Source organism: Methylomonas koyamae (assembly GCF_019669905.1).
Classification (GTDB): domain Bacteria; phylum Pseudomonadota; class Gammaproteobacteria; order Methylococcales; family Methylomonadaceae; genus Methylomonas; species Methylomonas koyamae.
The window spans coordinates 1,673,300-1,698,556 of record NZ_AP019777.1 but is presented as its reverse complement, the minus strand read 5'-3'; the positions used below and the strand labels follow the sequence as shown (position 1 = coordinate 1,698,556).

General features: G+C 57.7%; 27 protein-coding genes. 17 read left to right on the top strand and 10 right to left on the bottom strand.

What is annotated here, in order from left to right:
- Positions 1–532 precede the first annotated feature (532 nt).
- The gene (locus MKFW12EY_RS08120; protein ID WP_054760317.1) at positions 533–1,555 is read left to right on the top strand and encodes a PIG-L deacetylase family protein; all 1,023 of its coding nucleotides are present in this window, start codon (positions 533–535) and stop codon (positions 1,553–1,555) included.
- 23 nt (positions 1,556–1,578) lie between these two features.
- Positions 1,579–2,694, top strand: coding sequence for an acyltransferase family protein (locus MKFW12EY_RS08115; RefSeq protein ID WP_221054329.1), 1,116 nt, complete (start codon positions 1,579–1,581; stop codon positions 2,692–2,694).
- 188 nt (positions 2,695–2,882) lie between these two features.
- Here the strand turns inward: MKFW12EY_RS08115 and MKFW12EY_RS08110 are convergent, their stop codons facing one another.
- The 4 genes from MKFW12EY_RS08110 to MKFW12EY_RS08095 all read right to left on the bottom strand — a co-directional run bounded on the left by MKFW12EY_RS08110 (position 2,883) and on the right by MKFW12EY_RS08095 (position 8,524).
- Positions 2,883–5,198: an EAL domain-containing protein gene (locus tag MKFW12EY_RS08110; protein WP_221054328.1), complete on the bottom strand. Its 2,316-nt coding sequence runs from the start codon at positions 5,196–5,198 to the stop codon at positions 2,883–2,885.
- Between the two features lie 7 nt (positions 5,199–5,205).
- Entirely contained in the window at positions 5,206–5,538 is a 333-nt protein-coding gene (locus tag MKFW12EY_RS08105; protein WP_054760312.1) for a hypothetical protein, read from the bottom strand.
- A 250-nt stretch (positions 5,539–5,788) separates the two neighbouring features.
- Positions 5,789–6,367, bottom strand: a complete 579-nt coding sequence (locus MKFW12EY_RS08100) for a M15 family metallopeptidase (protein WP_054760310.1) — start codon at positions 6,365–6,367, stop codon at positions 5,789–5,791.
- A 291-nt stretch (positions 6,368–6,658) separates the two neighbouring features.
- Positions 6,659–8,524 carry a sigma 54-interacting transcriptional regulator gene (locus MKFW12EY_RS08095; protein WP_054760308.1) on the bottom strand — a complete coding sequence of 622 codons (1,866 nt, stop codon included), beginning with the start codon at positions 8,522–8,524 and terminating at the stop codon, positions 6,659–6,661.
- A 288-nt stretch (positions 8,525–8,812) separates the two neighbouring features.
- Here MKFW12EY_RS08095 and MKFW12EY_RS08090 point away from each other — a divergent pair, with 288 nt between their 5' ends.
- The 10 genes from MKFW12EY_RS08090 (at position 8,813) to MKFW12EY_RS08045 (ending at position 14,942) form a co-directional block, all read left to right on the top strand.
- Positions 8,813–9,088 carry a BufA1 family periplasmic bufferin-type metallophore gene (locus MKFW12EY_RS08090; protein ID WP_054760306.1) on the top strand — a complete coding sequence of 92 codons (276 nt, stop codon included), beginning with the start codon at positions 8,813–8,815 and terminating at the stop codon, positions 9,086–9,088.
- Between the two features lie 12 nt (positions 9,089–9,100).
- The gene (bufB, locus tag MKFW12EY_RS08085; protein ID WP_054760304.1) at positions 9,101–9,982 is read left to right on the top strand and encodes an MNIO family bufferin maturase; all 882 of its coding nucleotides are present in this window, start codon (positions 9,101–9,103) and stop codon (positions 9,980–9,982) included.
- The gene (locus MKFW12EY_RS08080; RefSeq protein ID WP_221054327.1) at positions 9,966–10,736 is read left to right on the top strand and encodes an HvfC/BufC N-terminal domain-containing protein; all 771 of its coding nucleotides are present in this window, start codon (positions 9,966–9,968) and stop codon (positions 10,734–10,736) included. Before bufB ends, MKFW12EY_RS08080 begins: the two co-directional genes overlap by 17 nt.
- Before the next feature lie 14 nt (positions 10,737–10,750).
- Entirely contained in the window at positions 10,751–11,227 is a 477-nt protein-coding gene (locus MKFW12EY_RS08075; protein ID WP_221054326.1) for a DoxX family protein, read from the top strand.
- 3 nt (positions 11,228–11,230) lie between these two features.
- Positions 11,231–11,641, top strand: a complete 411-nt coding sequence (locus MKFW12EY_RS08070; RefSeq protein WP_082409725.1) for an SDR family NAD(P)-dependent oxidoreductase — start codon at positions 11,231–11,233, stop codon at positions 11,639–11,641.
- A gap of 78 nt (positions 11,642–11,719) precedes the next feature.
- Positions 11,720–12,652: a protein-methionine-sulfoxide reductase catalytic subunit MsrP gene (msrP, locus tag MKFW12EY_RS08065; protein ID WP_054760298.1), complete on the top strand. Its 933-nt coding sequence runs from the start codon at positions 11,720–11,722 to the stop codon at positions 12,650–12,652.
- A 3-nt stretch (positions 12,653–12,655) separates the two neighbouring features.
- Complete coding sequence (locus MKFW12EY_RS08060; protein ID WP_054760296.1) at positions 12,656–13,294, top strand: protein-methionine-sulfoxide reductase heme-binding subunit MsrQ; 639 nt, start codon at positions 12,656–12,658, stop codon at positions 13,292–13,294.
- Between the two features lie 19 nt (positions 13,295–13,313).
- The gene (locus MKFW12EY_RS08055) at positions 13,314–13,727 is read left to right on the top strand and encodes a gamma-glutamylcyclotransferase family protein (protein ID WP_054760294.1); all 414 of its coding nucleotides are present in this window, start codon (positions 13,314–13,316) and stop codon (positions 13,725–13,727) included.
- Positions 13,724–14,176, top strand: a complete 453-nt coding sequence (gene dtd, locus MKFW12EY_RS08050) for a D-aminoacyl-tRNA deacylase (RefSeq protein ID WP_064022118.1) — start codon at positions 13,724–13,726, stop codon at positions 14,174–14,176. Before MKFW12EY_RS08055 ends, dtd begins: the two co-directional genes overlap by 4 nt.
- 196 nt (positions 14,177–14,372) lie before the next feature.
- Positions 14,373–14,942, top strand: a complete 570-nt coding sequence (locus tag MKFW12EY_RS08045; RefSeq protein WP_054760293.1) for a hypothetical protein — start codon at positions 14,373–14,375, stop codon at positions 14,940–14,942.
- A 275-nt stretch (positions 14,943–15,217) separates the two neighbouring features.
- Here the strand turns inward: MKFW12EY_RS08045 and MKFW12EY_RS08040 are convergent, their stop codons facing one another.
- Entirely contained in the window at positions 15,218–15,613 is a 396-nt protein-coding gene (locus MKFW12EY_RS08040; RefSeq protein WP_054760291.1) for a CBS domain-containing protein, read from the bottom strand.
- A 219-nt stretch (positions 15,614–15,832) separates the two neighbouring features.
- On the opposite strand from MKFW12EY_RS08040, the gene MKFW12EY_RS08035 reads away from it, so the two are divergent.
- The 3 genes from MKFW12EY_RS08035 (at position 15,833) to MKFW12EY_RS08025 (ending at position 18,168) form a co-directional block, all read left to right on the top strand.
- Complete coding sequence (locus MKFW12EY_RS08035; protein WP_221054325.1) at positions 15,833–16,186, top strand: hypothetical protein; 354 nt, start codon at positions 15,833–15,835, stop codon at positions 16,184–16,186.
- 468 nt (positions 16,187–16,654) lie between these two features.
- On the top strand, positions 16,655–17,830 hold the full coding sequence (locus MKFW12EY_RS08030; protein WP_221054324.1) for a right-handed parallel beta-helix repeat-containing protein: 1,176 nt from the start codon (positions 16,655–16,657) through the stop codon (positions 17,828–17,830).
- A 71-nt stretch (positions 17,831–17,901) separates the two neighbouring features.
- The gene (locus tag MKFW12EY_RS08025) at positions 17,902–18,168 is read left to right on the top strand and encodes a hypothetical protein (protein ID WP_082409724.1); all 267 of its coding nucleotides are present in this window, start codon (positions 17,902–17,904) and stop codon (positions 18,166–18,168) included.
- A 16-nt stretch (positions 18,169–18,184) separates the two neighbouring features.
- On the opposite strand, the gene MKFW12EY_RS08020 is transcribed toward MKFW12EY_RS08025, so the two are convergent.
- The 4 genes from MKFW12EY_RS08020 to MKFW12EY_RS08005 form a co-directional block, all read right to left on the bottom strand.
- Positions 18,185–19,132: an alpha/beta hydrolase gene (locus MKFW12EY_RS08020; protein ID WP_221054323.1), complete on the bottom strand. Its 948-nt coding sequence runs from the start codon at positions 19,130–19,132 to the stop codon at positions 18,185–18,187.
- 292 nt (positions 19,133–19,424) lie between these two features.
- Complete coding sequence (locus tag MKFW12EY_RS08015; RefSeq protein ID WP_221054322.1) at positions 19,425–20,846, bottom strand: sigma-54-dependent transcriptional regulator; 1,422 nt, start codon at positions 20,844–20,846, stop codon at positions 19,425–19,427.
- Complete coding sequence (locus tag MKFW12EY_RS08010) at positions 20,839–22,299, bottom strand: sensor histidine kinase (RefSeq protein ID WP_054760282.1); 1,461 nt, start codon at positions 22,297–22,299, stop codon at positions 20,839–20,841. The genes MKFW12EY_RS08015 and MKFW12EY_RS08010 overlap by 8 nt, the downstream gene beginning before the upstream one ends.
- Before the next feature lie 401 nt (positions 22,300–22,700).
- The gene (locus MKFW12EY_RS08005) at positions 22,701–23,276 is read right to left on the bottom strand and encodes a hypothetical protein (protein WP_221054321.1); all 576 of its coding nucleotides are present in this window, start codon (positions 23,274–23,276) and stop codon (positions 22,701–22,703) included.
- A gap of 184 nt (positions 23,277–23,460) precedes the next feature.
- Here MKFW12EY_RS08005 and MKFW12EY_RS08000 point away from each other — a divergent pair, with 184 nt between their 5' ends.
- Positions 23,461–23,928 (top strand): hypothetical protein, encoded by a 468-nt coding sequence (locus MKFW12EY_RS08000; RefSeq protein ID WP_054760278.1) that lies wholly within the window; start codon positions 23,461–23,463, stop codon positions 23,926–23,928.
- A gap of 15 nt (positions 23,929–23,943) precedes the next feature.
- Positions 23,944–24,309, top strand: a complete 366-nt coding sequence (locus MKFW12EY_RS07995) for a hypothetical protein (protein WP_054760276.1) — start codon at positions 23,944–23,946, stop codon at positions 24,307–24,309.
- 388 nt (positions 24,310–24,697) lie between these two features.
- Here MKFW12EY_RS07995 and MKFW12EY_RS07990 read toward each other — a convergent pair whose 3' ends face one another.
- Positions 24,698–25,231 carry a hypothetical protein gene (locus MKFW12EY_RS07990; protein WP_157199263.1) on the bottom strand — a complete coding sequence of 178 codons (534 nt, stop codon included), beginning with the start codon at positions 25,229–25,231 and terminating at the stop codon, positions 24,698–24,700.
- Positions 25,232–25,257 lie beyond the last annotated feature (26 nt).

The following is a 25,257-nucleotide window of genomic DNA, read 5'->3' as shown; positions in this document are numbered from 1 at the left end:
GGATAGCGGAAATCACCTGTTTTAAGGACTACCGGGCCTCACTATTCCAAGCGGCATAATTCGGGCCAATCTCTGGAAGATTGGTCGCACATTTAGCCGGACGGAGCGCATCGGGCTCGAGTCGATGACCGCTTCAGCCGGCTATTCGAAAGCCGTTTCATCTCGGGCTGCGATTAGATCGGCCCGCAACAACGAAATACCAATGTAATTGAGGCGGGACAATCGATCAGGTATTTCGAGCTGCCAGAACAGAGTTGGCGAAAATTTTGCTTTGCTGTTTGCGGTTGATATCGAATGCACTTGGGTTGCCGGCTTAGAAAACATACCGTCTGGGAGGCCGTCAATGGCTTAGCTGTTATTGCTTGTCTATGAAAACTCCGAACAGGCGATCCAAGCCGGCGAATGTTGGCAAAGTTTCGGAGGCTTAAGCCTTGTGCTGGCGAATCGGTTTGGCGTGGGTGAATTTAACGTTCGGTTCGCGAGCAACGCATTAGCCGGATCAAGTAATTTGGGATTGCAGTGGAGGTTTATCATGAGATGGCGTAGCGGATTTGGCATTGTCGCTTGCTGGCTGGCTTTGACGATAGCGCCGGCTTTGGCGCAAGAATCGAAATTGGAAGTCGGCAACGGCGAACGTTTGTTGGTGTTGGCACCCCATCCGGACGACGAGAGCCTGAGTTCCGCGGGTTTGATCCAGCGCGTGTTTGCCAAGGGCGGATCGGTAAGGGCCGTCGTCGTCACTTCGGGCGATGCCTACGTCGATGCCGTCAAAATGGACACCGGGAAAAGCCGATTATCGCCGGCCGATTATTTGGCGTTCGGCGAGAAGCGCCTGGACGAGTCGCGCCGCGCAGCTCAGATTTTGGGCGGCGGTTTCCTGCACCTGGATTTGATGGGGTTTTCCGACGGCGCGATCTACGCCGCCCTGGTGTCGCATTGGCGGCGTAACAGCCCGTTTCGATCCCGGTTTACCGGCTTCGACCACGTGCCGTACCGCGACAGCCTGGATTGGGGCAATGCCCAAGACGGCAAAGATTTGGTCGGCGAATTGGTGGCGACCATGAAAGAGACCAAGCCGACCATCATCAGTTTTCCGGACGTTATGGAGGACGATTCCGACCACGCCGGTTTGGGTATGTTTGCCTTGCTGGCCGTACACGAATGGCGAGCGCAAACGCAAAACGAACGCATCGACCCGAAAATGTTGGCTTACTTGGTGCACTGGCCGCATTGGCCCAAGGGTTCCGATTGGGGTATAGCCCAGGATTGGAGCAACGAACCGATGCATTTGCCTGACAATTTGCCGGCGCGCGGCCATCGCCGGATTTGCCTGGATTTGACCCAGGCCGAGATTGCCCGCAAGCACGATGCGATTGCTCAATACCTTACCCAACAACGCATCATGGCCGATTTTTTGGCGTCCTTCGTCCGCAGTAGCGAGTGTTTTACTCAATTGGCACCGACCAATGCCAACCGGATCGAGGCCGTCATCGAGCATTGGCAGCAGGCGCGTAAGGCGTTTAACAGCCATCCGCTGGATCGGCGAAAAATTTAGCGCCCGCGGCAGAGGTAAGGGTTGTGGCGAACAATAACCACGTTGCTTATTTGGACAGTATCCGCGGCTTGGCGGCAATGGCAGTGATTACCGAACATTACGTAATCGCATACGGTTTGCCGTGCCGGGATGCGCTTTGCCAGCGTGTGTTGGACATGCCGCCCTTCAATTTCTGGTGGGACGGCGGCGCGGCGGTTTCGATGTTTTTTGTGTTGAGCGGGATGGTCTTATCGCTGAAGTATTTTCGACTCGGTTGCCATCCGGACCTGCAACATTTCAACTTGGTCAATTACACACTCAACCGTTTGTTTCGACTGTGGCCGCCCTATTTGGTGGTGCAGGGGCTCAGTGCCGCGTTATATCTCGCCGCCACCGATGTACCTTTTACAGATAACGCGTTGCCGCCCAGTTCTTGGCTTACCGATATCTGGCGCGCGAATCCGTTAAGCGCAACGGATATGCTGCGCGAGGCGATGCTGTTGAAATTGCCGGAAAACGTCGTGTTGCTGCCGCAGGCTTGGACATTGACCATAGAACTGGCCTTGTCCTTATTGCTTCCGGTCGGCTTGTTATTGGTGGAACGCGGAGCGGTCTGGCTGGTTTTTTTTGCCTGTTTAGTAGTTTCGCTGCTGGGCGTGTCGGCTTTTTTATTGCACTTTTTGCTGGGCTTGCTGATCGCCAGAAATTACCGAGCGATAGCCGGATATTTCAAAACCAGATTCTTACAGCGCCGGCTGTTGTTGCTGGTCGGCTTTGCGCTGTATACCTCGGGCGGGCTATACCAGAACATCCCAATGCCGGAGAGTATCGTCTGGGCCATATCGGGATTGGGGGCAGGCGTATTGTTAACGTTCGCGGTGGCATCGACAAGGTTACAAGCCCTATTATCGCTGCCGTTGCTGCGGCAAATCGGTCGCGTCTCGTACAGCGCCTACCTGATTCATATGCTGGTGTTGTTGTGCGTTACGCCGCGGATACTGCATGGGATGCAAGCGGTAACCGGTAACCGCTCGCTGTTGTGGCTCGGAGGCTACGGCTTATCGGTGGCAGTTGTATTGTTACTATCCTGGGCTTGCTACTATTTGCTGGAGATTCCCAGTATCGCTTTGGGTCGCCGCACCATCGGCTTGTTTTCTTGATCGGGGCCGGAGGATGCCGAACAGCGCGAAGCGCATCGGTCGCGATTGGTGCGGTTGGTAAATTCACGACACCCTAAAGCTGATTCCGGCCGGACATTTGCCATGGGCGGCTTCATTTCGCCTGACGGGCGACCGCATCGGAGCAGGAGGCCCAATCCGCCTTGCCCACGCTCCATGACCGGCGGCATTTATCGCCGCTCCACGGCGACGAATCCGGCTTCAGTCGGTTCTGCACCGCGCTGGCGCAAAAACGGCAGGACTTGACCGGTCGCCAGCGGCTTGCTGAAAAAATAGCCTTGCACGTAGTTGCAGCGCAGCTCGCGCAGATAGTTCATCTGCGCGGTGCTTTCCACGCCCTCCGCGACCACTTCCAATTTGAGTTGCTGCGCCATCACGGTAATCGCCGACACGATCGCCTTGTCGTTCGGGTCTTTGGTAATGTCGTTGACAAAAGATTTGTCGATTTTCAACACGTCTATCGGAAACCGCTTTAGGTAACTCAGCGACGAGTAGCCGGTACCGAAATCGTCGATGGAGATCCGTACCCCGAGATGTTTCAGGATATTGAGGATTTCCATGGTCGAATCGAGCTGCCGCATCAAGATGCCTTCGGTGATTTCCAATTCCAGCAAAGCCGGCGGCAAGCCGCTGACGTCCAGAGCATCCAATACCGCGTCGAGCAACGGATGCCGCGCATGTTGTGCCGTTTGCACCTGGTGGAACTGGCGGCTGGACAAATTCACCGCGACGCGGAGCGGCAGCCCTGCCCGTTGCCAGTGTTTGGCCTGGATGCAGGCCGTCTTCAGCACCCAGGCGCCGATCGGGACGATCAAGCCGGATTCCTCGGCAAACGGAATGAAATCTCCCGGCGGCACCGTCCCCAACTCGGCGCTAAACCAGCGGATCAAGGCTTCCATACAGATGACTTTGCCGCTGGCCACGTCGATCTGCGGTTGATAGTAAAGCTCGAGTTCGCCTTGCTCCATGGCCCGCCGCAAATGCTTTTCCAGCTTCATGTAATTCTGCGCGGTGCGGTTCATTTCCGGCGTGAAGAACTGGTAATTGTTTTTACCCAGTTTTTTCGCGTAATACATCGCGCTGTCGGCGTTGGCGAGCAGGCCCTCCATGTCCCTGGAATCGTCCGGATAGACGCTGATGCCGATGCTGAAACTGACGAACACCTCGTGGCGGTCGATGTCGAACGAGCTATGCAACGACTCCAGAATTTTGCCGGCGACCTTGGCCGCATCCTGCACCTCGGACAAATCCGGCAGCATGACGATGAATTCGTCGCCGCCCAGACGCGCCGCCGTATCGCCGTCGCGCAGGCACCGGTCGATCCGCGACGCCACGGCCCGCAGTAAATCATCGCCCGAGGTATGGCCGATGGTGTCGTTGATTACCTTGAAGTTGTCCAGATCCAAAAACAGAATGCCGACTTTCTCCCGGCTGCGCTGGGCGTGAGAAATGGCCTGTTCGAAACGGTCTTTCAATAGCGTCCGGTTCGGCAGCCCGGTCAACGCATCGAAATGCGCCATGTAATTCAGGCTTTTGCGGGCTTGTTTGACTTCCTCGATTTCACGGGCGTTGTCCAAAATCAAGGATAACGAATAGGCAAAACTCAGCGCCAGTTCTTCGTCGTTGGCGCTGAACGGCTCGCCGCTTTCCTTATCGCACAGGTAGATGCGGCCATAGACGCGGCCCTGGTGCGAAATCGGCACCGCCAGCAACGATTTCATCGGCGGATGGTGCTCGGGAAAACCGCTGCTGCTGGCATGCGTGGATAAGTCGGCTAGCCGCAGCGATACGTTGTCCTGAATCACAACGCCCAACAAACCTCTGCCTTGCGGAAACTGGCCGATGCGTTGCGCCAGTTCGGCATTGATGCCGGTATAAACGAAATGGCTGAGCTTACCGGCTTCGTCCAGGATGCCGATCGCGCCATAACGCGCTTCCAATAGCCGGGTCAGCGCATCGATACCGGTCTCGAACAAATCGTTTTGTACCGAAGTATGCTTCAACACTGTCAACAAACTGCGCGAGGCTTCGTGTAAGCGGGCCAGTTTGTCGGACCAGGAACGAATTAGGTTGCGCTCGGTTTCCAGCGACCGGTTCAAACGGCGCGACTGCAGCAACAACAGGCGTTCCCGTTTCAGCAGGGTCTCGAGGATGCTCTGCCGGCTGACCGCGCCGACAAAATTCGGCCCGTCCAATACTGCCAACGCTTCCAAGCCTTGCTGGTTCATCAATGTCATGGCACGGCGAACTTCGACGCTCGGCCCGAGGCTCGGGCAAACCCGGTGTTCGGTAAGATCGGCAAAAATCCAATTCGGATGCTGGATGATGTCTTGCGGCGCGACCAGACCGCAGAACGCGCCGGTCGCGGTCGAGTCGCGGAATACCGCATATAGCGGCTGGGTGGCCGAGGCATAGTCCGGCCGCTCCTCTTCCAGCACCCGCACGACAGGGTCGCATAAACAATCGCGAACCAGCAAGCGCTCCATCCGGTTTTCAGTCGCCGTCCGACAGAAACACGCTGACATCCAGTTCCGCGTGCAAGACTTCGTCCGGGCCCATCATCGGTTTAAGATTCGCCATCACGAAATCGATCAAGCCTTCGCGAGAAACCCGCCGCAAAATATGGTGGCGTACCAAAATATCCGAAATTACATCGTCCTGCAGCTCGATATGCTCGAACGGGGTTTTGATCAGCAGCTCGATGGCACGCCGCATGGCAATACAGCCGATCGGCGATTGGTTACCCAACACCAGCATATCTTTCAAGGGCGGGATCGCATATTCCCCCACTCGCGCCGACAGGTGGACTTTCTTAGTGATAGACATAGATCAATTTCGGATTTTGCTAATTGATTTTTCGGATTTGCATTGTTTTGCCACTCAAGTATGGCCCAAGAAAGCGGCCAATACCATACAAAGTGAATGCTTTTTATACCCTGGTCGGTATAGCCGCCGGAATATAGGGCTATCCGCCGAAATTCCGGCCAAGAAAAACGGAGTCCAAAGCCCACTTTTTGCCGGATCGGCAACTGCCGGAAGGTGAACCGGCTCAGGCCAGCCGACGCCTCAGCCTGCCTCAAACAGCGCCGCTTATTTTCCCCAGCCGCAAATCGTCATCGAATTCCCGAAAACACCAATGCCAAGGTTCGTATCGATAACCCGATGCGTTGCCCGGCGGGTAGGACATAACGAAGCCGAAGCCACCGGCGTTGGCCTGTAACCAGGCAAAGGCTGCGGTCAGTTCGAATCCGAGTTGCACCGCCGGCGCATCGGGGCAGGTTAAATCCACGGCGCGGCCGGTATGGTGTTCGCTGTAGCCCGGCGGAGCCAGCACGGTGAGAATGTCGCCGATGGCAACGCCGGCATCGAGTTTGGCGCGGATCAGCTCGGCCTGGCGTTCCACGCCGCGGTAGGCGGAAATCAAATAGATCTCGACACCGTCGGCCGCTGCCGCGGCTTTCATTGCTTGCCAGGCGCGACCGGCTGCCGGAGTCATGAAGAACGGCCTGCCGTTACGATCGACATCGGCGACGGCCAGCCGCTCCGCCGCAGGATACAGGCGCAAGCCGCGGGCTTCGACCGCTTCGATGGCAATCCCCAGCGCTCGGCAAATCGCGCGCGGATCGCTGTTTTCGGCTTCCGGGGAATACGCCATGTCCGGACCGGTTAGCCGTGCGCTTGAGCGAACCGGCCGCTGCCGGCCAACAGCCTGCTGGCACTGGACGCCGCTACCGACGATTTCGCAGCGGCCGTCTGAAAGGCTCGCGGCAACCCGCGCCGCGGGTATGCGCCGATCAAATTAAGCTGCCGATTTACCTCTTCCATCTCTCCCTCCTGCCAAAACCAATTCCCACGTCGCCGTAGCGGCTTGGATTTTGCCCAAATCAACAACACTGTTCCCCCGCGGGAGACAAGTTTGCTTTTTGCTAACACTCGTTCTCAACGTTCATCGCGGCTTACGAATATCCAGTTTGCGCATCCGATAGCGCAACGTGCTGGGTTTGATCTGCAAGCGCTGCGCTGCGCCGTGCGGGCCTTCTATGACCCAACGGGTTTGCTCCAGCACCTGCAGGATATGGTCGCGGGCGATCGCATCCAGGCTGGCGGCAGCGTTTCCAAGCGTCACGGATGAAATATCCGTGACGCTGCCCGGCAATTGCTCGGCGCCGATTTCCAGCCATGGCCCATCGGCCAGAATAATCGCGCGTTCGATGATGTTTTCCAGTTCGCGGATATTGCCCGGCCAGTGGTAACACTGCAAGCGCCGCATCGATTCGGCGCCGATGCCGTTGATTTTCTTGCCGAGTTTCGGGGCGAATTTGCCGATCAGGAAATCGGCCAGCAGCGGAATGTCTTCCAGCCGCTCCCGCAACGGCGGCGTAGCCAGCGGAAATACGTTCAAGCGGTAGAACAGGTCTTCCCGGAAATGTTTGTTCGCCACCTCCTGCAGCAAATCGCGGTTGGTGGCGGTGATGACCCGCACGTCCATTTTGATAGGCGTCTGGCCGCCGACCCGTTCGAATTCGCGTTCCTGGATGACCCGCAATAATTTGACTTGCACCTCCAACGGAATCTCGCCGACTTCGTCCAGAAACAGCGTACCGCCTTCGGCCAGTTCGAAACGGCCGATACGTTTGCTGATCGCGCCGGTGAAGGCGCCTTTTTCGTGGCCAAACAATTCGCTTTCGATCAGACTGGACGGTAACGCCGCGCAATTGACTTTGATCAGCGGCCGCTGTTTGCGCTTGCTGGCGGAGTGGATGGCACGGGCGACCAATTCCTTGCCGGTGCCGGATTCGCCTTGAATCAACACCGAGGCGTCGGTCTGCGCCACGCGTTGGACCTGATTCAGCAACGAACGCAGCGCCGGGCTGCGGCCGACGATTTCCTCGAAATTGTGCTCAGCCTTAATTTCTTCCTGCAGGTAACGGTTTTGCTCCTGCAATTTGGCCTGTTCCTGCTCCATCAGGATTTGGGCGGTGATGTCGATGAACATCGTCCTTAGAAACTGGCCGCTGGGATCGGTTTTCGACCACCACCGAATCCAAACCGGCCGGTCGTCGTCCTTACGCCGCAATTCCAGTACCACGCCGGCGCTGTCGGTGCCTTTCTCGACCGAGGCGAAGGCTTCCCGCAATCGAGCTTGGGCAGCCGGCGTATTCGGCACCAGCGAAATGCCTTGCGTGCTAGGAACCTGCTCTGCAGTCAACCCCAATATCCGCAACGCGGCCTGATTGGCCTGCAGAAAACGGGTGTCCTTGTCTTCGTGCACATAAGCAATCGGCGCCTCGTCGAATAATTCGCGGAAGCGCTGTTCGCTTAGCCGCAGTCGCTGCTCGATGCGCAAGCGGTTCAATTCCGCCGCGGCGCGGGCGGCAAAGATTTTGAAGACATAAAACAGATGGTCCCGCGCCGGCATCGGTTGCCGGTCGAATAATGCCAGATGGCCAATCACCTCACCGGCGCCGTCCGATAACGGTACCCCCAAATAACTGTCCACCCCCTGCTCGTGCGGAAACAACTGTGAGACGCCGGAGGGGTAATGGCAGAAATTGCCGCGCAACACCTTCTCGCACGGCGTACCGGGCAAGTCCCATTCCTGGCGGTCCAGAAAATCGCCGTCCATCCAGAACGCCAGGGAGCGCACCCGGGTCTTGGCCTCGGCAAACTCGGCGACAAAACCGTTCGCCACACCGGTCGCCCGGCACAGGTTACGCACCAGCGAGCGCATGAAGTCGCCGCCGGTGGCTTGAGCGGTACCTTCGACCACCGCCTTTAAAACCGAAAATTCGCTGGAATCGACCGGGTGCATAGTGAGGCAAAGATTGAATGAAAAGACGGTAACGAGTCGGCTGTATACAGCCCCGCCACATTCTAGACCCCGCCGCCAAACCAAGCCACCATATTTGGCGGCACCCGCAACATACCGCGGCTTAATCCGCCCCGCTACTGCCTACCGCCGCGACAGAATACAGACAACCATCTGATTTAATTGCAATAAACCTCTATCGCACAATCTGGCACGGCGCTTGCGATATTCGTTTCGCCGGACGGCGCAGGCTGCCGGCAATCGATCCTATTTAACTAACGGAGACTATCTATGAAAAATCCAAACACCGTCGTCAGCACCGCTTTGGCTTCCATCCTTGCCATGAGCGCCTTAGGTTTGGCGTCCGGCGCCGAAGCCGCCGAGAAAACCGATATGGAGAAATGCTACGGCGTCGCCAAGGCCGGCAAGAACGATTGCAAAACCTTGTCCAACGCATGTGCCGGCCACTCCATGAGCGACAACCAAAAAGACGCTTTCATCGCCTTGCCGGCCGGCACCTGCAAGCGCATCAGCGGCGGTAGCCTGCAAGCTCCGGCCGGCATGTAATACGGATCGGCCATGGCGCAACCCAACACAAACTTATGCTTAGGCGCCGCTAACGCTTCGATTCCGGCTGCAGCCGGAATCGGGCTCCGCTCGCCGCATTACCGCGACGCGTTGGCCAGCCCAGCCAAACCGGCCTGGCTCGAGGTCCACAGCGAAAACTATTTCGGCGCCGGCGGCGCACCGCTGCGGATTCTGGAAAGCCTACGGCGGGACTATCCGCTCAGCCTGCACGGCGTCGGCATGTCCCTGGGGTCGGCAGACAGCCTAGACTGGCGCCATTTACGGCAGTTGCAACAGTTGATCGACCGCTTCGAGCCGGCTTTGGTGTCCGAACATTTGTCCTGGAGCGCGTTCGGCGGCCGCTATCTGAACGATCTGGCGCCACTTGCCTATACCGAATCCGCCCTCGATGAATGGGGGCGGCGAGTGTCGCAGGCGCAGGATTTTCTCAGCCGGCAATTGCTGCTGGAAAACCCGTCCAGTTATCTGCAATTCGAGTGCGGCGACTACAGCGAAGCCGAATTCCTGAGCCAACTGGCCCGCCGCAGCGGCTGCGGCATATTGCTGGACGTCAACAACCTGTACCTCTCCTGCCAGAACCACGGCTGGGATGCGTTGGACTATCTGCTGAGCCTCGACGCCGAGCGCATCGCCGAATTTCATTTGGCCGGCCATAGCCGCAACCGGGTCGGTACCAGCTTTATCCTGATCGACAGCCATAACGGCCCGGTGGCCGAACCGGTATGGCAGTTGTTCCGCATGGTTTTACAGCTGGTCGGCAGCCGGCCGACATTGATCGAATGGGATGCCGATCTACCCGATTGGCAAACCCTGGTCGGCCAAGCCGCACGCGCCGACCGCTATTTGAGGCAAAGTTATGTACAAGCTGCATGAACTGCAACGCGACTTTGCCGGTTTCGTTTTTGGCGATTCCGGCAAAATTCCGCACGGCATTATCGCCAACGGCATCGCACCAGAACGGCGTCTGGCCGTTTACCGCAACAACACGCAAATCGGCTTGAGCCAGACCTTACGCGATACCTACCCGGTGGTGAACCGTCTGGTTGGCGCCGGCTTCTTCGACCGGCTGGCGCGAGCCTATATCGCCGAACATCCACCGGCGGCGGCTTGTCTGATCGAATTCGGCGCCGATTTCCCCGAGCTAATCGTCGGCTTTGCCGCTGCCGCCAGCCTACCCTATCTGGCCGACGTGGCCCGTTTGGAATGGCTTTGCCACTCGGCCTACCACGCGGCCGACTCCAGCCTGCCGGATTTAACCGGTTTGGGAAATGTCGCTGCAGTCGAATGCGGCAAGCTGACGGTAGCCTTGCATCCCAGCGCCGGTTTGATCGAATCCGAGTATCCGCTACAACAAATTTGGCTCAGCAACCAAGCCGATTTTGACGGCGACCCGCACGTCGAGCTGGATAGCGGCGCTTGCCGCTTGCTGGTGTTCCGGCCGCAGTGGGAAGTCGAAATCCGGCCGTTGGCATTGGCCGAATACCGCTGTTTGGCAGCTTTGGCCGGCGGCGAAGGCCTAACCGGCGCAATCGGCGCCGCTTTGGCAGCCGATCCGGGATTCGCCGTCGAATCCTGGCTACTGGCCGGGTTACGCAGCGGCCTGATCGCCGATATCGTGTTACCGTAACCGAGGTTAAATCCATGAATACGCTGATTTCGCATCCTGCCCCGGCCGCGCCCGGCAAAGCCGCAAACACATTAACCCAGCGATTGCTCCGCGTGCTGACGCCGCTCGCCGACTTACTGTTGCGGGCTTGGGTCGGGTACGCGTTCTGGATTTCCGGTTGGATCAAGTTAAACAGTTGGGACAGCACCTTGTATCTGTTCCGTTTCGAATATGCGGTGTCGCTGTTACCGAGCCCCGTGGCGGCCGTGCTGGCCACCGCCATCGAACTGTTGGGTCCGCTGTGTTTGTTTTTGGGCCTGTTCGCTCGCTCGGCGGCGGCATTATTGTTCGGCTTCAATATCGCCGCGCTGGTGTCGTACCCGGAACTGGGCGCGGCCGGCCTGGAACAACACCGAATTTGGGGATTGCTGTTGTTGGCGCTGATCGCGCACGGCCCCGGCAGTTGGTCGCTGGATTTCTGCTGGGCGCATTTTCGGCGCCGGCCGGGCTGACCCATGCCAATTGCCAATAGCCGCTTGCCCCTGTTGGGCAAAACCGCGCTGGTGATCAACGCCACTTGCACCGCAGGCGAGGCCGCCGCGGAAGCGCTGGCTCTGGCCGGCGCCAGGGTCATGTTGAATTACCCGGATCGGCGCGACGCCGCGGAACGACTGGCGGAACGCATCCGCAACCGCGGCGGCCAAGCCATGGCGTTTCGCGCGGATATTATGGTTGCCGGCGAGCTGCGCAGCCTGTGCGACGTGCTGCTGGCCTATTGGGGTCGGCCGGACATTTTGGTGGGCGACGCTAGCCACGGCGTGGCGTTATCGGCGGCGCTGGGCCAAACCGATCCGCCGCCGCTGTTCCTGAGTTACGCCACCGTTGCGGATTTTTTGGCGGCGGCGAAGGCCGACCGCCGAAACTAAGCGGAACTTGGCGGCAAAATCCTTATCACTGATCAACCGAATTCGTCTGCTATTTTAATTCCGGACCAGAAGCCACTTATGAAAACCTACCGCTACCCCAAAATCCCTGCCGGCGAAATCACGCCGAAACCACTATTTCTGGCTCGGCGCAAGTTCATGCAAACGGCGGGCGGCGCGGCCCTGGCAGCATTGTTACCGCCACCGTTGTGGGCGGCAGGCGGATTCGGCGAACTGAAAAAATCGGAATTCGGCGCCGGCGAAGAGCTGACGCCGTTGAAATCGGTCACGGGCTATAACAATTTTTACGAATTCGGCACCGGCAAGGACGATCCGGCCGCCCGCGCCGGCAGCTTAAAGACCCGGCCCTGGAGTATCGCGGTCGAAGGCGCGGTGAAAAAACCGAAAACCTTCGATATTGACCAGATATTGACAATGGCGCCATTGGAAGAACGGATTTACCGCTTACGCTGCGTCGAGGCCTGGTCGATGGTGATTCCATGGATTGGCTTTCCGTTGGCCGAACTGGTCAAACGCGCGGAACCGACCGGCAATGCCAAATACGTCGAGTTCGTCAGTCTGCACGATCCGCAGCAGATGCCCGGCCAAAAATCGCCGGTGCTGGAATGGCCCTACCGCGAAGGCTTGCGTATCGACGAAGCCATGCATCCGTTAACGCTATTGACCGTCGGCTTGTACGGCGACGTGTTGCCGCCGCAAAACGGCGCACCGGTGCGGATCGTGGTACCGTGGAAATACGGATTTAAAAGTGCGAAATCGATAGTTGCGATCCGGTTTCTGGAACAGCAACCGACCACCAGTTGGATGCTGGCCGGCCCGCAGGAATACGGGTTTTATGCCAACGTCAATCCGGAAGTGGACCATCCGCGCTGGAGCCAGGCCAAGGAACGCCGGATCGGCGAATTCCTGAAGCGCAAGACCCTGATGTTCAACGGCTACGCCGAACAGGTCGCGCCGCTCTACGCCGGCATGGACTTGGCCCGCTACTTTTAGCGTATGCCGAAACCCTCGCTGAACGCTAAAGCCTTGGCCTGGATAAAAGCCGCGACGTTTCTGTTGGCCCTGCTGCCGTTGGCCAAACTGGGCGTCAATGCCTATCTGGACGATTTGGGCGCCAACCCAATCGAAAAAATCACCCACGTCACTGGCTACTGGACCTTGACCATGCTGACGATTACGTTGGCGGCGACGCCGTTGCGCCGGCTGTCGGGCTGGAATTGGCCGATCCGGCTGCGGCGCATGCTCGGCCTGTTCGCATTCGGTTACGGGTGCCTGCATCTATCGACCTATCTGGTGCTGGACCAATTCTTCGACTGGGACGCCATCGTCGAGGACATCGTCAAGCGGCCTTATATTACGGTGGGATTTGCCGCGTTCGTATCGATGATTCCGTTGGCGATCACTTCCACCGATAATATGCTGCGCCGGCTGGGCGGGAAGAATTGGCTGCGTTTGCACCGATTGGCCTACCTGTGTGCGGTAGGCGGCGTCGTGCATTATTGGTGGTTGGTGAAAAAGGACCTGAGCAATCCGATTGCCTTCGCTTCGGTTTTGGCGGTGCTGCTTGGCGCCCGTATCGCCTACCGGCTCGGCGGAGCGATTATCCGGCGGCCGGCGACAACCCGATCAACCTGAAGCTGCTGTTAACGACTCGGTGAACCCAATCCGCGATTACCTGTTCGTTTACGGCAGCCTGCGCCGTAAACCCGGCGCTTGCAGCAACCACCCGCTGTTGGCCGGCTGCGAATGGCTAGGCCCGGCGACGCTGGCCGGCCGGCTTTACCGCTTGGACGCTTACCCCGGCGCGGTCGACGCCGGCCACGGCCGAATCCAAGGCGAAGTCTACCGTCTGCGCAACGGCCGCCGGACATTGGCCGCGTTGGATCTTTACGAAGAATGCACGCGGCACTTTCCGCAGCCGCACGAATACCGCCGGGTTCGCCGTCCAGTGCGTTTGGCCGGCGGCCGGGTTTTATCGGCCTGGGTTTACCTTTACAATCACCCGACCGCCGGCTTGAGCGCGATAGCCGGCGGCGATTATTTTTCTCCACACTCAGGAACCGCATGATCAGCGTCATTCAACGCGTCACCCAGGCTAAGGTCACGGTCGACGGCATCGATATCGGCATTATCGGCCCCGGCATCATGGCCTTATTGGCGGTGGAAAAGGCCGATACGCCCAAACAGGCCGACCGCCTGCTGGAACGGATTCTGAATTACCGGATTTTCGCCGATGCCGACGATAAGATGAATCTGAGCTTGCGCGATATCGGCGGCGGCCTGCTGCTGGTGCCGCAATTCACGCTGGCCGCCGACACCGATAGCGGCAACCGGCCCAGCTTCGCATCGGCCGCACCGCCGGAACTGGGCCGGGAATTGTTCGAATACGCCCGGCAACGCGCCGCGGCAATCTACCCCCATTGCCAATTCGGCCGTTTCGGCGCCGATATGCAAGTGTCGCTGGTCAACGACGGCCCGGTGACGTTTACCCTCCGCTGCCAGGATAAAGCCCGTTAAACGCCGGCCGCCCCGGCCGCATGCGCAAGCGCCTCGACGGCTTCCTGCCGCCGAACGGAGCCGCAAGGAATGAGCCGCCCGCAGCTACCGAATCGGCAATAACAAATGAACTATGTTAAATAACGTAATTTAATTTGCAGCGTAGCCCGCTTGCTACTAAAATCGCGCCACCTTAATCAACCATAGAGATATGCTTATGAAGAATCGTCATTTATTGCTGGCCCTGGTGTTACCTGCGCTGTTTGCCGTCAGCGGTTGCGAATCGGCGAAACCGGTCGACGAAACCAACGCCGAACCGGCGCTAGTGGCACCGGCTGCCGTCGCACCGACCCCGGCTGCGGTCCCCGCCGTGAACAGCGCGCCAGCAGTAAGTCCCGAACATTGCGCTAAACACAAAGCCGATGCGATGCACGACTGCGAGGCGCATTGCAAAAAAAGCAAGGGCAAAAAAAATAAAGCCTGCCTGAAACACTGCGCCGACAAAGCCTTGGCCGACCACGATTGCGCGAAACATTGCGCCGACCATCCGCACGCCAAAGACGCCGTCTGCGCCAAACATTGTTCGGGCGATGCTAAAGCCCAGCCTCATCAATGCGGTAGCGAACACTGCGCTCACCACGAAGCCGACGCGGCCAAACATTGCGATGCCGGTCATTGCGCCCACCACCACGGTGCAGCCGCGCATGAATGCGGCGCCGAACATTGCCAAAAACACGGCGGTAATATGGCGGACTGCTGCGGCAGCGGCCATAAATGCGAGAAGTAAGCTAATACCCCAATAAAGCAGTGCTTGCCCTGCGGGATAAGCGCTGCCGCGATAAGCGAAACGGCTCGGCGCGGAGGCGTCCGGGCCGTTTGTTTTTTAGGCGTCGGATCGTTTCGAATCGGCCGACCATTGCATCGTTCTTTGTATCAAACAGCGCTGCATGGATACAGGACGGCAACGCTTGGAGTTTGTTGCCGTAGCGGCTGCGGGGAGATTTTTTAAACAAAACGCCCCGTCCCCTTTTTAAAAAGGGGAAATTATTTGCAGCGAGACCCTTAGCGGATAGCCAGCAAGGCTCGCAACACGTCGATCCGACTGATCATGCCCGCCAGCTCGCCGTTCTGCATCACCGGAAAACTACGGGTAGCCGATTCCTGAAATTTGGCTGCCACGTCGACCAGACTGTCGTCACCGTTAACGAGTTGCGGGTCTTTGGTCATATATTCGCCGACAGTACCCTCCAATGTCTGGTTGTAAGCCGAGCCGACAAACACTTTCATGCCTTCCTTTTCGGAAAACACGCCGACCAATTTGCCGCGCTCATCCACTACCGGCAAACTGGTGATTTTATGGTCCAATAATTTTTTAACGGCCTGAGTAATCTCGGTATCAGGAGTGACGGTAATCATTTTGGCCGACATGTAATCGGCCACCGCAATTTTGGCTAACATGGTAAACCTCCTGCGCTTATTATTGTTGTCGGCACAATGCCGGCTCGGGCTTGGCGCGCCGGAATCGGTTTCTGTACCGTAAGCGATTATTATCAATATTCGGCCGGGTATCCAGCTTTATTATCCGCCGCCGGCGCGACGGCCAAATCGGTGCGCGCGGTTAGCGGCCTAGGCAAATCCGGCTAAGCTTGTCGCAGGCAATTTCGACTAGAGACGACCATGGCGATGCACGATCAAGGACATTCGGCGGCAAACGACGAATTCTCGTTACGCAGGCTGTTAGTTGCCGCGCTGCTGACCGTCGGCAACGCTGTCGTCTGGCTCACTCACGACCGGCTGGTAGCCGCGGAGATCGACAACCCCCGTCTGACCGAAGCCACGCTGGCGTTCAAAATCGGCCGCTACCACGTGGTGCAGATTCAACAATTTTTGACCGATGCCTCCGCAGTCGGCGAACCCATAGCCGACGCCTACTTCCGCGACGGCCGCGCTGCCGGCAATACCATTATGAAAGCGCCTCCGACCGGTTTCGATGCGCCATCGGCGACGCAAGCAGCCTGCTGGCGATCATGAAAAACATGGGCCACGAATTGTCCAAGCACATGCGCCAAATCGACACGGTCAGCAAGCAGATCGGCCAATCCTCGTACCGGATCGCCAATATTTCCGGCGGCATTTCCAACGTCAACCGCTCCGAGCAATCGCGTTCGTCGGAAGTAGGCCACCGCCGCGCAACTGGACAACGTCGGCCAGTTGCAAGCTCGGATCGAGGCGCTGTTCGAAGCTTTGGGCCAAAACGAATCCAAGGTTCCCATTACCCGCACCATCAGCGACGACCTGTACCAAGTCACCGAAAAAATGCGCGAGATGTTGGAGCACTTTATCGAGGAATTCGAGACGCAAACCCCCGCTGGACTTGGACGGCAAGATCGTCTGCTACAAGAAAATCGGCGGCGAACACCATTACGGCGTCAAATTCGCCGAGTACCCGTCGCCGGAGGCCACGCGCGGCCTGCAATCCTGCCTTCGACTGTTTCAACCATGCCGCAACCTACGAGACCTAAGCGGTTCCGGCTGCGAACCGGCGCCGCGCTGGCTTGCCTGCTGGCGCTCAACGCGGCAATGGCCAAGGATTGGTATGTGGGGCCGCAACGGACGCTGAAGCTGCCCAGCCAGGCCGCCCGCTTGGCCGGGGACGGCGACACGGTCCATATCGATGCCGCCGTCTACTCCGGCGATGTCGCGGTTTGGCCGCAGCATCGCCTGACTCTACGCGGCAGCGGCGGCTGGGCGCGGCTGCACGCCAACGGCCTCAACGCCGAAGGCAAGGCGATTTGGGTGATTAAGGGCGACCGGGTCGTAGTCGAAAACATCGAATTCACCGGCGCCGAAGCGCAGGCCTTGAACGGCGCCGGTATCCGTTACGAAGGCCGCTTGTTAACCCTCCGCCACTGCCACGTCCACCATAACCAGATGGGCTTGCTGACCGGTGCCGACCCGGAGCGGGAGATCCTGATCGAGGGTTCCGAATTCAACGACAATACCGTCGATTACCGTTTGCACGGCAAGTTGGGCCACAACGTCTATATCGGCAATATCAAGCGCTTCACGCTGCGGAATTCCTACATTCACGACGCAGCGACCGGCCATAACGTCAAATCCCGCGCCAAGTTCAATTTCCTGCTCTACAACCACATCGGCGACGAACAGCGGGCTTCGAGCTACCTGGTGGATTTGCCGGACGGCGGCGAAAGTTATCTGATCGGCAACCAACTGTACCAGGCGGCCGACAGCGAGAATCCGGCGATGGTTTCTTTCGCCGCCGAGCACAACCAAGCCGAACCATACACGCTGTATCTGGTGAACAACACGCTGGTCAACGCCAAAGCCGGCAGCTATTTCCTGCACAACCACAATGTCGCCGAGGCGGTGCTGATCAACAACCTGCTGGTCGGCCAAGCCGCGACCATCCAGGGTCCGTTTCGCGCTACCCACAACGTCTGGGCAGAACAAGAGCTGTTCGCCGATGGCGGACGTTTCGACTACCGTTTGCGGGCCGAAGCCGGCGCAATCGACCAGGGCGTCGATCCCGGCATCTCCGCCACCGGCGTGGCCTTGGCGGCCGAATTCGAATACCGCCATCCCTTGGGCTTGGCGGCTCGGCCAAGCAACGGCCCAATCGATGCCGGCGCCTACGAATTCGGCGGCAAACGTTAAAGCCTTTCAATTGGAAAGGTTTTTCGGCACAATCGTTTGCCTACGCTCATTCACTCCGACGGGTAACCGCTATGCCGCAACAACGCCGCTCCTCAAGATTAGCCCGAACCTTACTTTGCCTATCGCTGCTGCTCGACCTGCCTGCCGCGTCGGCCGCCGCCGACGCCCCAGCCAAGACCGGTTACGAAGTCGACGGCCGAACCTCGGCATCGGTATTGGCCGCCAAACGCGCCCATACCCCAGCCAAGAACGAGGAAACCGGTTTGGCGGTGTACTCGGGGGTGTTTGCGATTGGCTTGATCATCTTTTTCGCCCAGTTATTGAACGATAAGAAGTAAGCGATAGAGCGGCCTGTCACAGCCGATTGGCGGCAGCTTGCAACTCGGCGCGTTGCAAGTTACGGTCTATCCAGGCGTTGATGTCGCGCCAGATCACCGGCGCCTGCAAATCGCGCAGTAGCATGTGGTAACCGTTCTGATAGTAAGCAACGGTTTTGTTGTCCGGCCGGCCCGACAATAACGCCTCGACAAACAGATTGGTCGGTTCCGCCGGCACGATCTGGTCTTTTTGTCCGTACAACAGCAAAGTCTCGTCGTCGAGTTTTTCTGCGGCACCCAGCGCGTTATCCATCAAATTGGTCAAGCCGTAAATCGCATCGACCCGGGTTTCCTTGATCACCAGCGGATCGCGCCCCAACGCCCGCAACATCTCGATATTGTCCGACGGCATGATCTTCAGACCTTTGCCGGTCAGCGTCATCCACGGCACGGTATGGTAGAGCGTCCACAGCAAAGAAGTCTGGTACCACGGCATGGTATCCCGGCCCCAGACCGCGGGCGCCGCCAAAATCACGCCGGCCACCGCCGGCTTGCCCGGCCGGGTCATTGCATTGATCACGACCGCGCCACCCATGCTTTCGCCTAACAGGTAAACCGGCACGCCCGGATGGCGGGCCTGCACCAACCGGGTAAATTGGCCAAGGTCGTCGGCATAGGTGGCGTCGCCGGCCCAAAGCCCGGGCGTGCGGCTTTCGCCGAATCCGCGCTGATCGTAGGCGTAACTGGCAATGCCCTGTTGTTGCAGAAATTCCGCGGGCGCCGCGAAAAACTTGCGGTAATCGTTAAAGCCGTGCAAGGCGATAACGATGGCCTTGGGCTGCGCGACCGGCCAGACGCTCAAACCCAGCGCTTCGCCGTCGGCGGTCACGAAACGCTGGTCTTCCAACCGGGCACTGCCGGCATCGGCAACCGGCGAGACCGGCGCCACCAGGGTCGGCGCGCAGCCGCTAATCAGTAAAACCATAACCAACGCCGACAACCAGCGGCGAACCGAATCAGACGAGCTTAAAACAGCAGACATGGACAACTTCCAACCAAGACCATACAACAGGGCAACAGATTAAACCTTTTACCCGCCACTGCAAGGACAGTGCCGGCATAAATAAGTGCCGCCACGGCAAATAAGGATAAAGCGTTCGCCCAGGGCGCTGCCGAAGAGCAAATGGTTGAGCCGCTCATAGTTCGCAAGGCTATCCTGAGCAAAAACCGAAGCGATCGTGCGGCATTGCCGTAGCGACTTGGCCAAGATCCCGACCTTAGCGCAAATTGTATTTTTCGATCCGGTAGCGGATTTTTTCCCGCGTGGTTTTCAGGATGCGGGCCGCTTCCATCACATTGCCGTGACATATTTCCAGCATCTTGCGCACGATCTCGCTTTCCATGTCTTCCAGTCCCATGCTGCCGTCGGTGGGAAATTGCAGATCAAGCCTGACTTCGCCGCCGGCCGCATCGAGAGCGGCGGCGACCGACGACTGAAAATCGGCAGCAGCCGTTCCGCCGTTCAGGCCTTCGTTGGGCAACCACTGTTCGGGCAACTGCTGGGAGGACGACAAAATCACGCTGCGTTCCAAAACGTTGCGCAGTTCGCGGACGTTGCCGGGCCAACGGTAACACTTCAGCAACTGCCAGGCCCTAGCCGATACCTGACTGACTTTTTTACCGGCCTGCAAATTGAATTCGGCGATCAATGCCGGCACCAAATCGTCCAAATCGCCGATCCGTTCGCGCAGGCTGGGCAGCCGCAGTTCGAATACGCTCAAGCGGTAATACAGATCGGAACGAAAACTGCCGTTTTTGACCTCGTCCTGCAAATTGCGGTTGGTGGCGGCGATGATGCGAATGTCGACGTTGATTTCCTTCTCGGCGCCCAAGCGGCGCAGTTTGCGGTCTTCCAGCACTTTCAGCAATTTGACCTGCAAATCCAGCGGCATCTCGCCGATTTCGTCCAAAAACAAGGTGCCGCGATGGGCCTGTTCGATCAAGCCCCGGTGGCGGGCTTTGGCGCCGGTAAAGGCTCCAGCCTCGTGGCCGAACAATTCCGACTCTAACAAGTCCTTCGGCAGCGCGGCGCAATTCAATTCGATCAAGGGTTCCTTGGCCCGCTCGCTGTTGTAATGCAGGATTCTGGCCGCCAAGCCTTTGCCGGTGCCGGTTTCGCCGGTCAAAATCAAGGCGCTGTAAGGCACCTGGCTGAATTGGCGCAGCATCTCGGCGGTCTGCCGGGTAACGGCACTATTACCAAGAAAGGTCTCCGGCGCATAACGCTTGCCGGCGTTGACCGAGTCGGTCAGTATCCGCCGTTGCGCCTGGGCGCTACGCAATGCGCTGCGCACCACCATATCCAGTTGTTCCTGCACGCAAGGTTTGATCAGAAAATCGAATGCCCCCAAACGCAAAGCCCGCACCGAGTCCGGCACGTCGCCGTAACCGGTCAGAAACACCCATTCGCAATCGGTAAGGCTGCCGCGAGTCTCCTCCAACAAATCCAGGCCGCTACCGTCCGGCAGGCTCAGGTCGGACAAAATCAAGGCCGGCCGCAGGTCCGGGTTGTAGAGGATCGCGCGCGCCTGGCCGCAATCGGCCGCCCACAACGCTTCGAAGCCCAGGCGCGCGTAGTAACGCTGCAACTCCGTACCCAATAAGACTTCGTCTTCGATGATTAAAATGGTGTCATTCATGGTGTGGAGCGATGCAGTTGAGGATAATTTCGACGCAGGCGCCGTGCGGCTGCCGGTTATACAGTTTGATTTCGCCGCTCAGGTTACGGACGAAGCGCTTGACCATCGACAAGCCCAAGCCGGTACCGTCCGCCCGCCGGCTGACGAAATCGCGGATACCGTTTTCCAGAAACTCTCCGGAAAAGCCGTGGCCGTCGTCGCACACCGCCAGCGTCATGCGCCGGCCGTCGGTGGCCGCCGAGATTGCGATTTTACCGCTATTGCCGTCCATCGCCTGTTGCGCATTCAAGATCAAGTTCAGCAAGGCCTGGCGAAACTCGGTATCGGGTAAGCGGCATATCAGGCCCGGACAGCCGCGGTATTCCAGTGTAATGGATTTCGGCAACTGATAGCGAGCCAACATCAATAACTCGCTAACGGCTTGATCGACCAAAACCGCCCGAAGCGGCTCCGGTTCGTGGCTGGCATCTTGCAGGCATCGGTTCAGCGTACTGATGATGCGCTCGATTTCGGCGATCACCAGACCGATGCGTTCGGCCGCATCCGGCTGCACCTCGCCGATTTGCAATGGCTGTTGCAGGTTGATGCACGCCATCTTGATACCGGCCAGCGGATTGCGCAATTCGTGTACCAAACGGGCACTGATTTCGCCCAAGGCCGCGAAACGTTCGGATTGCGCCAAATTGCGCTGCTGAGCGATCAAAGTACCTGCGGCTTGTTCCACCAACAGCTCCAGATTCTGCCGGTTTTGCAGGTGTTCCGCTTCCAATTCCGACAGGCGGACCACCATGCTGTTGTAATTGGCGAATATCGGCGCGAACGCCGGATCGATCCGGTCCAACGGAATTTGCTGGTAACGGCGTTCGCCGAGCAATTCCATCATGTAACCCATTTGTTGCAGCGGTTGGAAAATCCGCCGCCGCATCAGATAAAACAACAACACCGCACTCAACGGCAAAGCCAAGGTAATGCCGATGCCCAATTCCACCTCGAATTTGGCCGCCGCCGCGATCGATTCGGTCAGTTTGCCGTGCGCAGCGGCTTCTTCGCGGAAAATCCCGCGCAATATTTTCAGCGTCTGCAGCAAGCGCAACTGCGGTTCCGGCGTATCGGCAGCCAGCGCTTTAAGTGCCGCGCGTAAGCCGTCCGGCGTATTCGCCGCCAAGTGGTTGCCGCGCTCCAACAATTCCTGCAGATAGCGTTGTAACCGGCTTTGAATGGCCGGATCGGCCGCCGCGTCTTGTCCCTCGGTTAGCGCCAGACTTTCCTCGGTATCGAACAACGCACTCTGCAACCGCTCCAAATGGGCAATGTGCTTGGGCAGCGGCAAAATCCGCTGATAGGACTGCCAGGCCATCGCCAATTGAATCATCAGCGAAATCATTAACAAGCCGCTCAGCAACGAGACGGTTATCCAAATCGGTAAATTGGCTTCGCGCCGTTCTGCCCGCATGCACTGCCCTCCGTACGGTATGGTTCGCCCTGCTTCGGTAAGGGCCATCGCAACCGGAGCCCGCGCCGATCATCGATTCGGCCGTTATTTGCTTTGCCCGTTCGCCCCGAGCTGTTCGGTTTTGCTCAGAACCGGCTTGTCGAATGGCTTCCCACCCTCAGCTTCGACAGGCCCGAACGGAATACCCACAATTGGAACAGCCGGTTTAATCATACGGATTCGTCAGGCAAGATTGGTGCCGCTTACCAGCCCCACTGCCGCCGCAGACTATGCTTGGCAATTCCCGGCGGCCCGATACCGACCGGACGCTCCCATCTTCAGCCGAGTGGGGAAAATTACCGCCAACATTGGTTGATATTCACCAGCAAACTGCCGTGTTGCAATCACTGCAAAGACGAAGGTCATTCCTCCGAATCGTCGGCCACGCGTTCGGCAACGGCCCGATCCGGGCTTTTCGCCAGATAGTGGTACAACACCAGCATCGCCGCGGCCGAAGCGATCAGTACCGCAACGTAGTGCTCCATGTAAGCCACCATAATCAAATTGAAGCCGAGAAAGATGCCCAGCAAGCGGAACAACCAGCCGGTGGTAATGCCGGCCAGAAAAGTCCCCAAAGCCAACAATAACAACAAGATCAAACCGGTCGCCTGATTGTCCAGACTGCCGATTTCGCGGAGTTTGAAAGCCAGAAAAAACGCCGCCAGCACGCCCAACCAATGCTGGGTTTGCCAAAGCAGAATATCGCGCAAGGCTTTACCGCTGTGGCGGATGGCTTGCCATTCCAGGAAAAAACAGGCGGCAAAATAGACCGGAACCATCGCGATCCAATACCAATGCGCCGGCGTTTCGAAGGCATCGGCTATGCCGACACCTAAAATCGACAGGAAAATCAGTACCGCAAAAATGTAAAAGTCCAGGCGCAGGGTTCTTAAGCCCTTGATCAGGGCTGGTTCGGACTGGTTCGGGCGCGTTCTCATGACGGTTTCTCCTGGATTGGCGGATTGTTTCCGACGCCAACCAGCGATATTTATGCCAACCTCCGATCATCCATCTGCCTGCTTCGGGCTGCGGCATCGCGCTCGGCAATCAAATGTGGCATGGAGATTTCATGGACAACACCAACCATCGTCGCCCAGCCCGTTTCGACACAGGAGAACGCAAATGCAAAACAGACATTATTTCGCCGTCGCGTTGGCGGCCTTGTGCTACTCGGCCGCTTGCCTGGCGGCCGAATCCAGCCCGATTCCGTTCGAGCAATTGCCGGAGCCGGTACAAAAAACGGTGCTGGAAATTCTGGACCGGCCGCAGATCAGCAAAATCAACCGCATCAGCGACAACAACCTGCTCCGGTTCGAGATCGAGGCCGACAAAACCGAGAATAATCAGGAGCTGATGACTTGGGATATCGTAGTCGCCGCCAACGGCAAATTGATGAAATTAAGCAAGGAAGTCCCCTATTTCGCCCTCAGTTATCCGCAGATGCAGACCATCGAAGCGCGTTATCCGGGCATCAAAGTCACCGAAACCGAATCGGTGGACCTGCATTTTTACAACGTGGTCGGCGAAATCAATGGCCGGCCGGTTAAATTCAAATTCTACGAAGACGGCTTTATCGAAGAGCTACCCTAACCGGAGGGACAAACCATGCCGCAACCGCACAAGCGCCATCTGCTCACCAAAATCATACTGCTCGGCGGTTTGTTTGCCGGTCTGGTGTATTTTTTCCATCCCGAAGTCGGCCGCGTCAGCTTGCTGATCGACGGCCAACCGGTCGCCGAGCCCTTATTCCGTCTAGCCGCGCTTCCGCTCCTGCTCGCGGTCGTCGCCGTGGTCGGCGTGCTGGCGGTCATCGCCCTATTCGGCGCCGGCATGCTGATGTTTTTCGCGGTTTTGGCATGCTCGGTAATCGGCCTGTTCCTGCTGGCGCCTTATTCCTGGCCGATTTTGCTGTTGTTCGGTTTGATGTTGTTGGCGATTTCGTGGCGCGGCGAAAATGAGAGAGGCAGTTAGTTTGGAATCGGCCGAATCCAGTGGTTAGGGTACGCTCCCACCAATGGCTACAAGCCGGAAGCAAGCGGTGAAGGCTTTGGTTTGTCGGATAACCGAAATGTAGGCTCTGAAAATTAGCCGTTGCGTATGATCGGCTATCCAATAAACCCGATGCGTAGGCCAGAATAAGCGACAGCGTTTCTGGCGATTAAAGCCCTGCCGGAAACGCTGTCGCTTATTCCGGCCTACAGGGCTGTTCGGAGTGATACTGTTGGCGATGTCGTGGAATATTGGCAGTGAGAGATAGGATTAGTTAATCTCGGATCGGTCATTTTGCGACGTTCAAATTTTTCAATATATGTCAGTAATAAAACAGAAATCTGTCTAATAGTTTTTGGTTATTTTTTAGTTAATCATTTATCTCAGTATAAATGGCTCGAATTAATGCAAGTGAGTCACGGCAAAGTGGCATAACGGGAACACCTTGATCCTGCATACTCCCAAAATGGAAGTCCTCGGGCAATGTAGTACCAGTGGCCATTATCGAGAGCGGAAAGTGATGGGTACTTTTCTTGCGAAACTCATAGAGTTGCTTGGTTAGTGGAGTTAACCCTGCGGTTGTTACAAACATCGGATCGCTAGGCTTTTGAAATACCTTTACGTGCTTTTTTAAGATTTCAAGCCCCTTTTGATCTTCATAAAGCTCCCCGCTTTCAGTGTCAGTAAACCGGTAGTAGGCTGTGAGTGCAGTTGACTCAAAGAAACTATATGCCGCATTCAGGAACGCGGAAACCAACCACCGGAACTTATTTCGGTCGGTTTCTGTGGAGAGTGCGTCGAAGAAAAATTCGCACTCTTTGACTTTGTCATCAAGGTCCGGAATTGCTTCAATGTCCCATTTACTGAACCAGTCGTTCAAATCAACAGCTTCGGCACTAGACATGAGAATCATTCCTCATAAACGCGTTG

Excerpts from the sequence above, each read along its gene's own strand:
- MKFW12EY_RS08120 (WP_054760317.1), top strand. The coding sequence starts at position 533 with ATGAGATGGCGTAGCGGATTTGGCATTGTCGCTTGCTGGCTGGCTTTG.
- MKFW12EY_RS08110 (WP_221054328.1), bottom strand. The coding sequence starts at position 5,198 with ATGGAGCGCTTGCTGGTTCGCGATTGTTTATGCGACCCTGTCGTGCGG.
- MKFW12EY_RS08105 (WP_054760312.1), bottom strand. The coding sequence starts at position 5,538 with ATGTCTATCACTAAGAAAGTCCACCTGTCGGCGCGAGTGGGGGAATAT.
- MKFW12EY_RS08100 (WP_054760310.1), bottom strand. The coding sequence starts at position 6,367 with ATGGCGTATTCCCCGGAAGCCGAAAACAGCGATCCGCGCGCGATTTGC.
- MKFW12EY_RS08095 (WP_054760308.1), bottom strand. The coding sequence starts at position 8,524 with ATGCACCCGGTCGATTCCAGCGAATTTTCGGTTTTAAAGGCGGTGGTC.
- MKFW12EY_RS08090 (WP_054760306.1), top strand. The coding sequence starts at position 8,813 with ATGAAAAATCCAAACACCGTCGTCAGCACCGCTTTGGCTTCCATCCTT.
- bufB (WP_054760304.1), top strand. The coding sequence starts at position 9,101 with ATGGCGCAACCCAACACAAACTTATGCTTAGGCGCCGCTAACGCTTCG.
- MKFW12EY_RS08080 (WP_221054327.1), top strand. The coding sequence starts at position 9,966 with ATGTACAAGCTGCATGAACTGCAACGCGACTTTGCCGGTTTCGTTTTT.
- MKFW12EY_RS08075 (WP_221054326.1), top strand. The coding sequence starts at position 10,751 with ATGAATACGCTGATTTCGCATCCTGCCCCGGCCGCGCCCGGCAAAGCC.
- MKFW12EY_RS08070 (WP_082409725.1), top strand. The coding sequence starts at position 11,231 with ATGCCAATTGCCAATAGCCGCTTGCCCCTGTTGGGCAAAACCGCGCTG.
- msrP (WP_054760298.1), top strand. The coding sequence starts at position 11,720 with ATGAAAACCTACCGCTACCCCAAAATCCCTGCCGGCGAAATCACGCCG.
- MKFW12EY_RS08060 (WP_054760296.1), top strand. The coding sequence starts at position 12,656 with ATGCCGAAACCCTCGCTGAACGCTAAAGCCTTGGCCTGGATAAAAGCC.
- dtd (WP_064022118.1), top strand. The coding sequence starts at position 13,724 with ATGATCAGCGTCATTCAACGCGTCACCCAGGCTAAGGTCACGGTCGAC.
- MKFW12EY_RS08045 (WP_054760293.1), top strand. The coding sequence starts at position 14,373 with ATGAAGAATCGTCATTTATTGCTGGCCCTGGTGTTACCTGCGCTGTTT.
- MKFW12EY_RS08040 (WP_054760291.1), bottom strand. The coding sequence starts at position 15,613 with ATGTTAGCCAAAATTGCGGTGGCCGATTACATGTCGGCCAAAATGATT.
- MKFW12EY_RS08035 (WP_221054325.1), top strand. The coding sequence starts at position 15,833 with ATGGCGATGCACGATCAAGGACATTCGGCGGCAAACGACGAATTCTCG.
- MKFW12EY_RS08030 (WP_221054324.1), top strand. The coding sequence starts at position 16,655 with ATGCCGCAACCTACGAGACCTAAGCGGTTCCGGCTGCGAACCGGCGCC.
- MKFW12EY_RS08025 (WP_082409724.1), top strand. The coding sequence starts at position 17,902 with ATGCCGCAACAACGCCGCTCCTCAAGATTAGCCCGAACCTTACTTTGC.
- MKFW12EY_RS08020 (WP_221054323.1), bottom strand. The coding sequence starts at position 19,132 with ATGGTTTTACTGATTAGCGGCTGCGCGCCGACCCTGGTGGCGCCGGTC.
- MKFW12EY_RS08015 (WP_221054322.1), bottom strand. The coding sequence starts at position 20,846 with ATGAATGACACCATTTTAATCATCGAAGACGAAGTCTTATTGGGTACG.
- MKFW12EY_RS08010 (WP_054760282.1), bottom strand. The coding sequence starts at position 22,299 with ATGCGGGCAGAACGGCGCGAAGCCAATTTACCGATTTGGATAACCGTC.
- MKFW12EY_RS08005 (WP_221054321.1), bottom strand. The coding sequence starts at position 23,276 with ATGAGAACGCGCCCGAACCAGTCCGAACCAGCCCTGATCAAGGGCTTA.
- MKFW12EY_RS08000 (WP_054760278.1), top strand. The coding sequence starts at position 23,461 with ATGCAAAACAGACATTATTTCGCCGTCGCGTTGGCGGCCTTGTGCTAC.
- MKFW12EY_RS07995 (WP_054760276.1), top strand. The coding sequence starts at position 23,944 with ATGCCGCAACCGCACAAGCGCCATCTGCTCACCAAAATCATACTGCTC.
- MKFW12EY_RS07990 (WP_157199263.1), bottom strand. The coding sequence starts at position 25,231 with ATGTCTAGTGCCGAAGCTGTTGATTTGAACGACTGGTTCAGTAAATGG.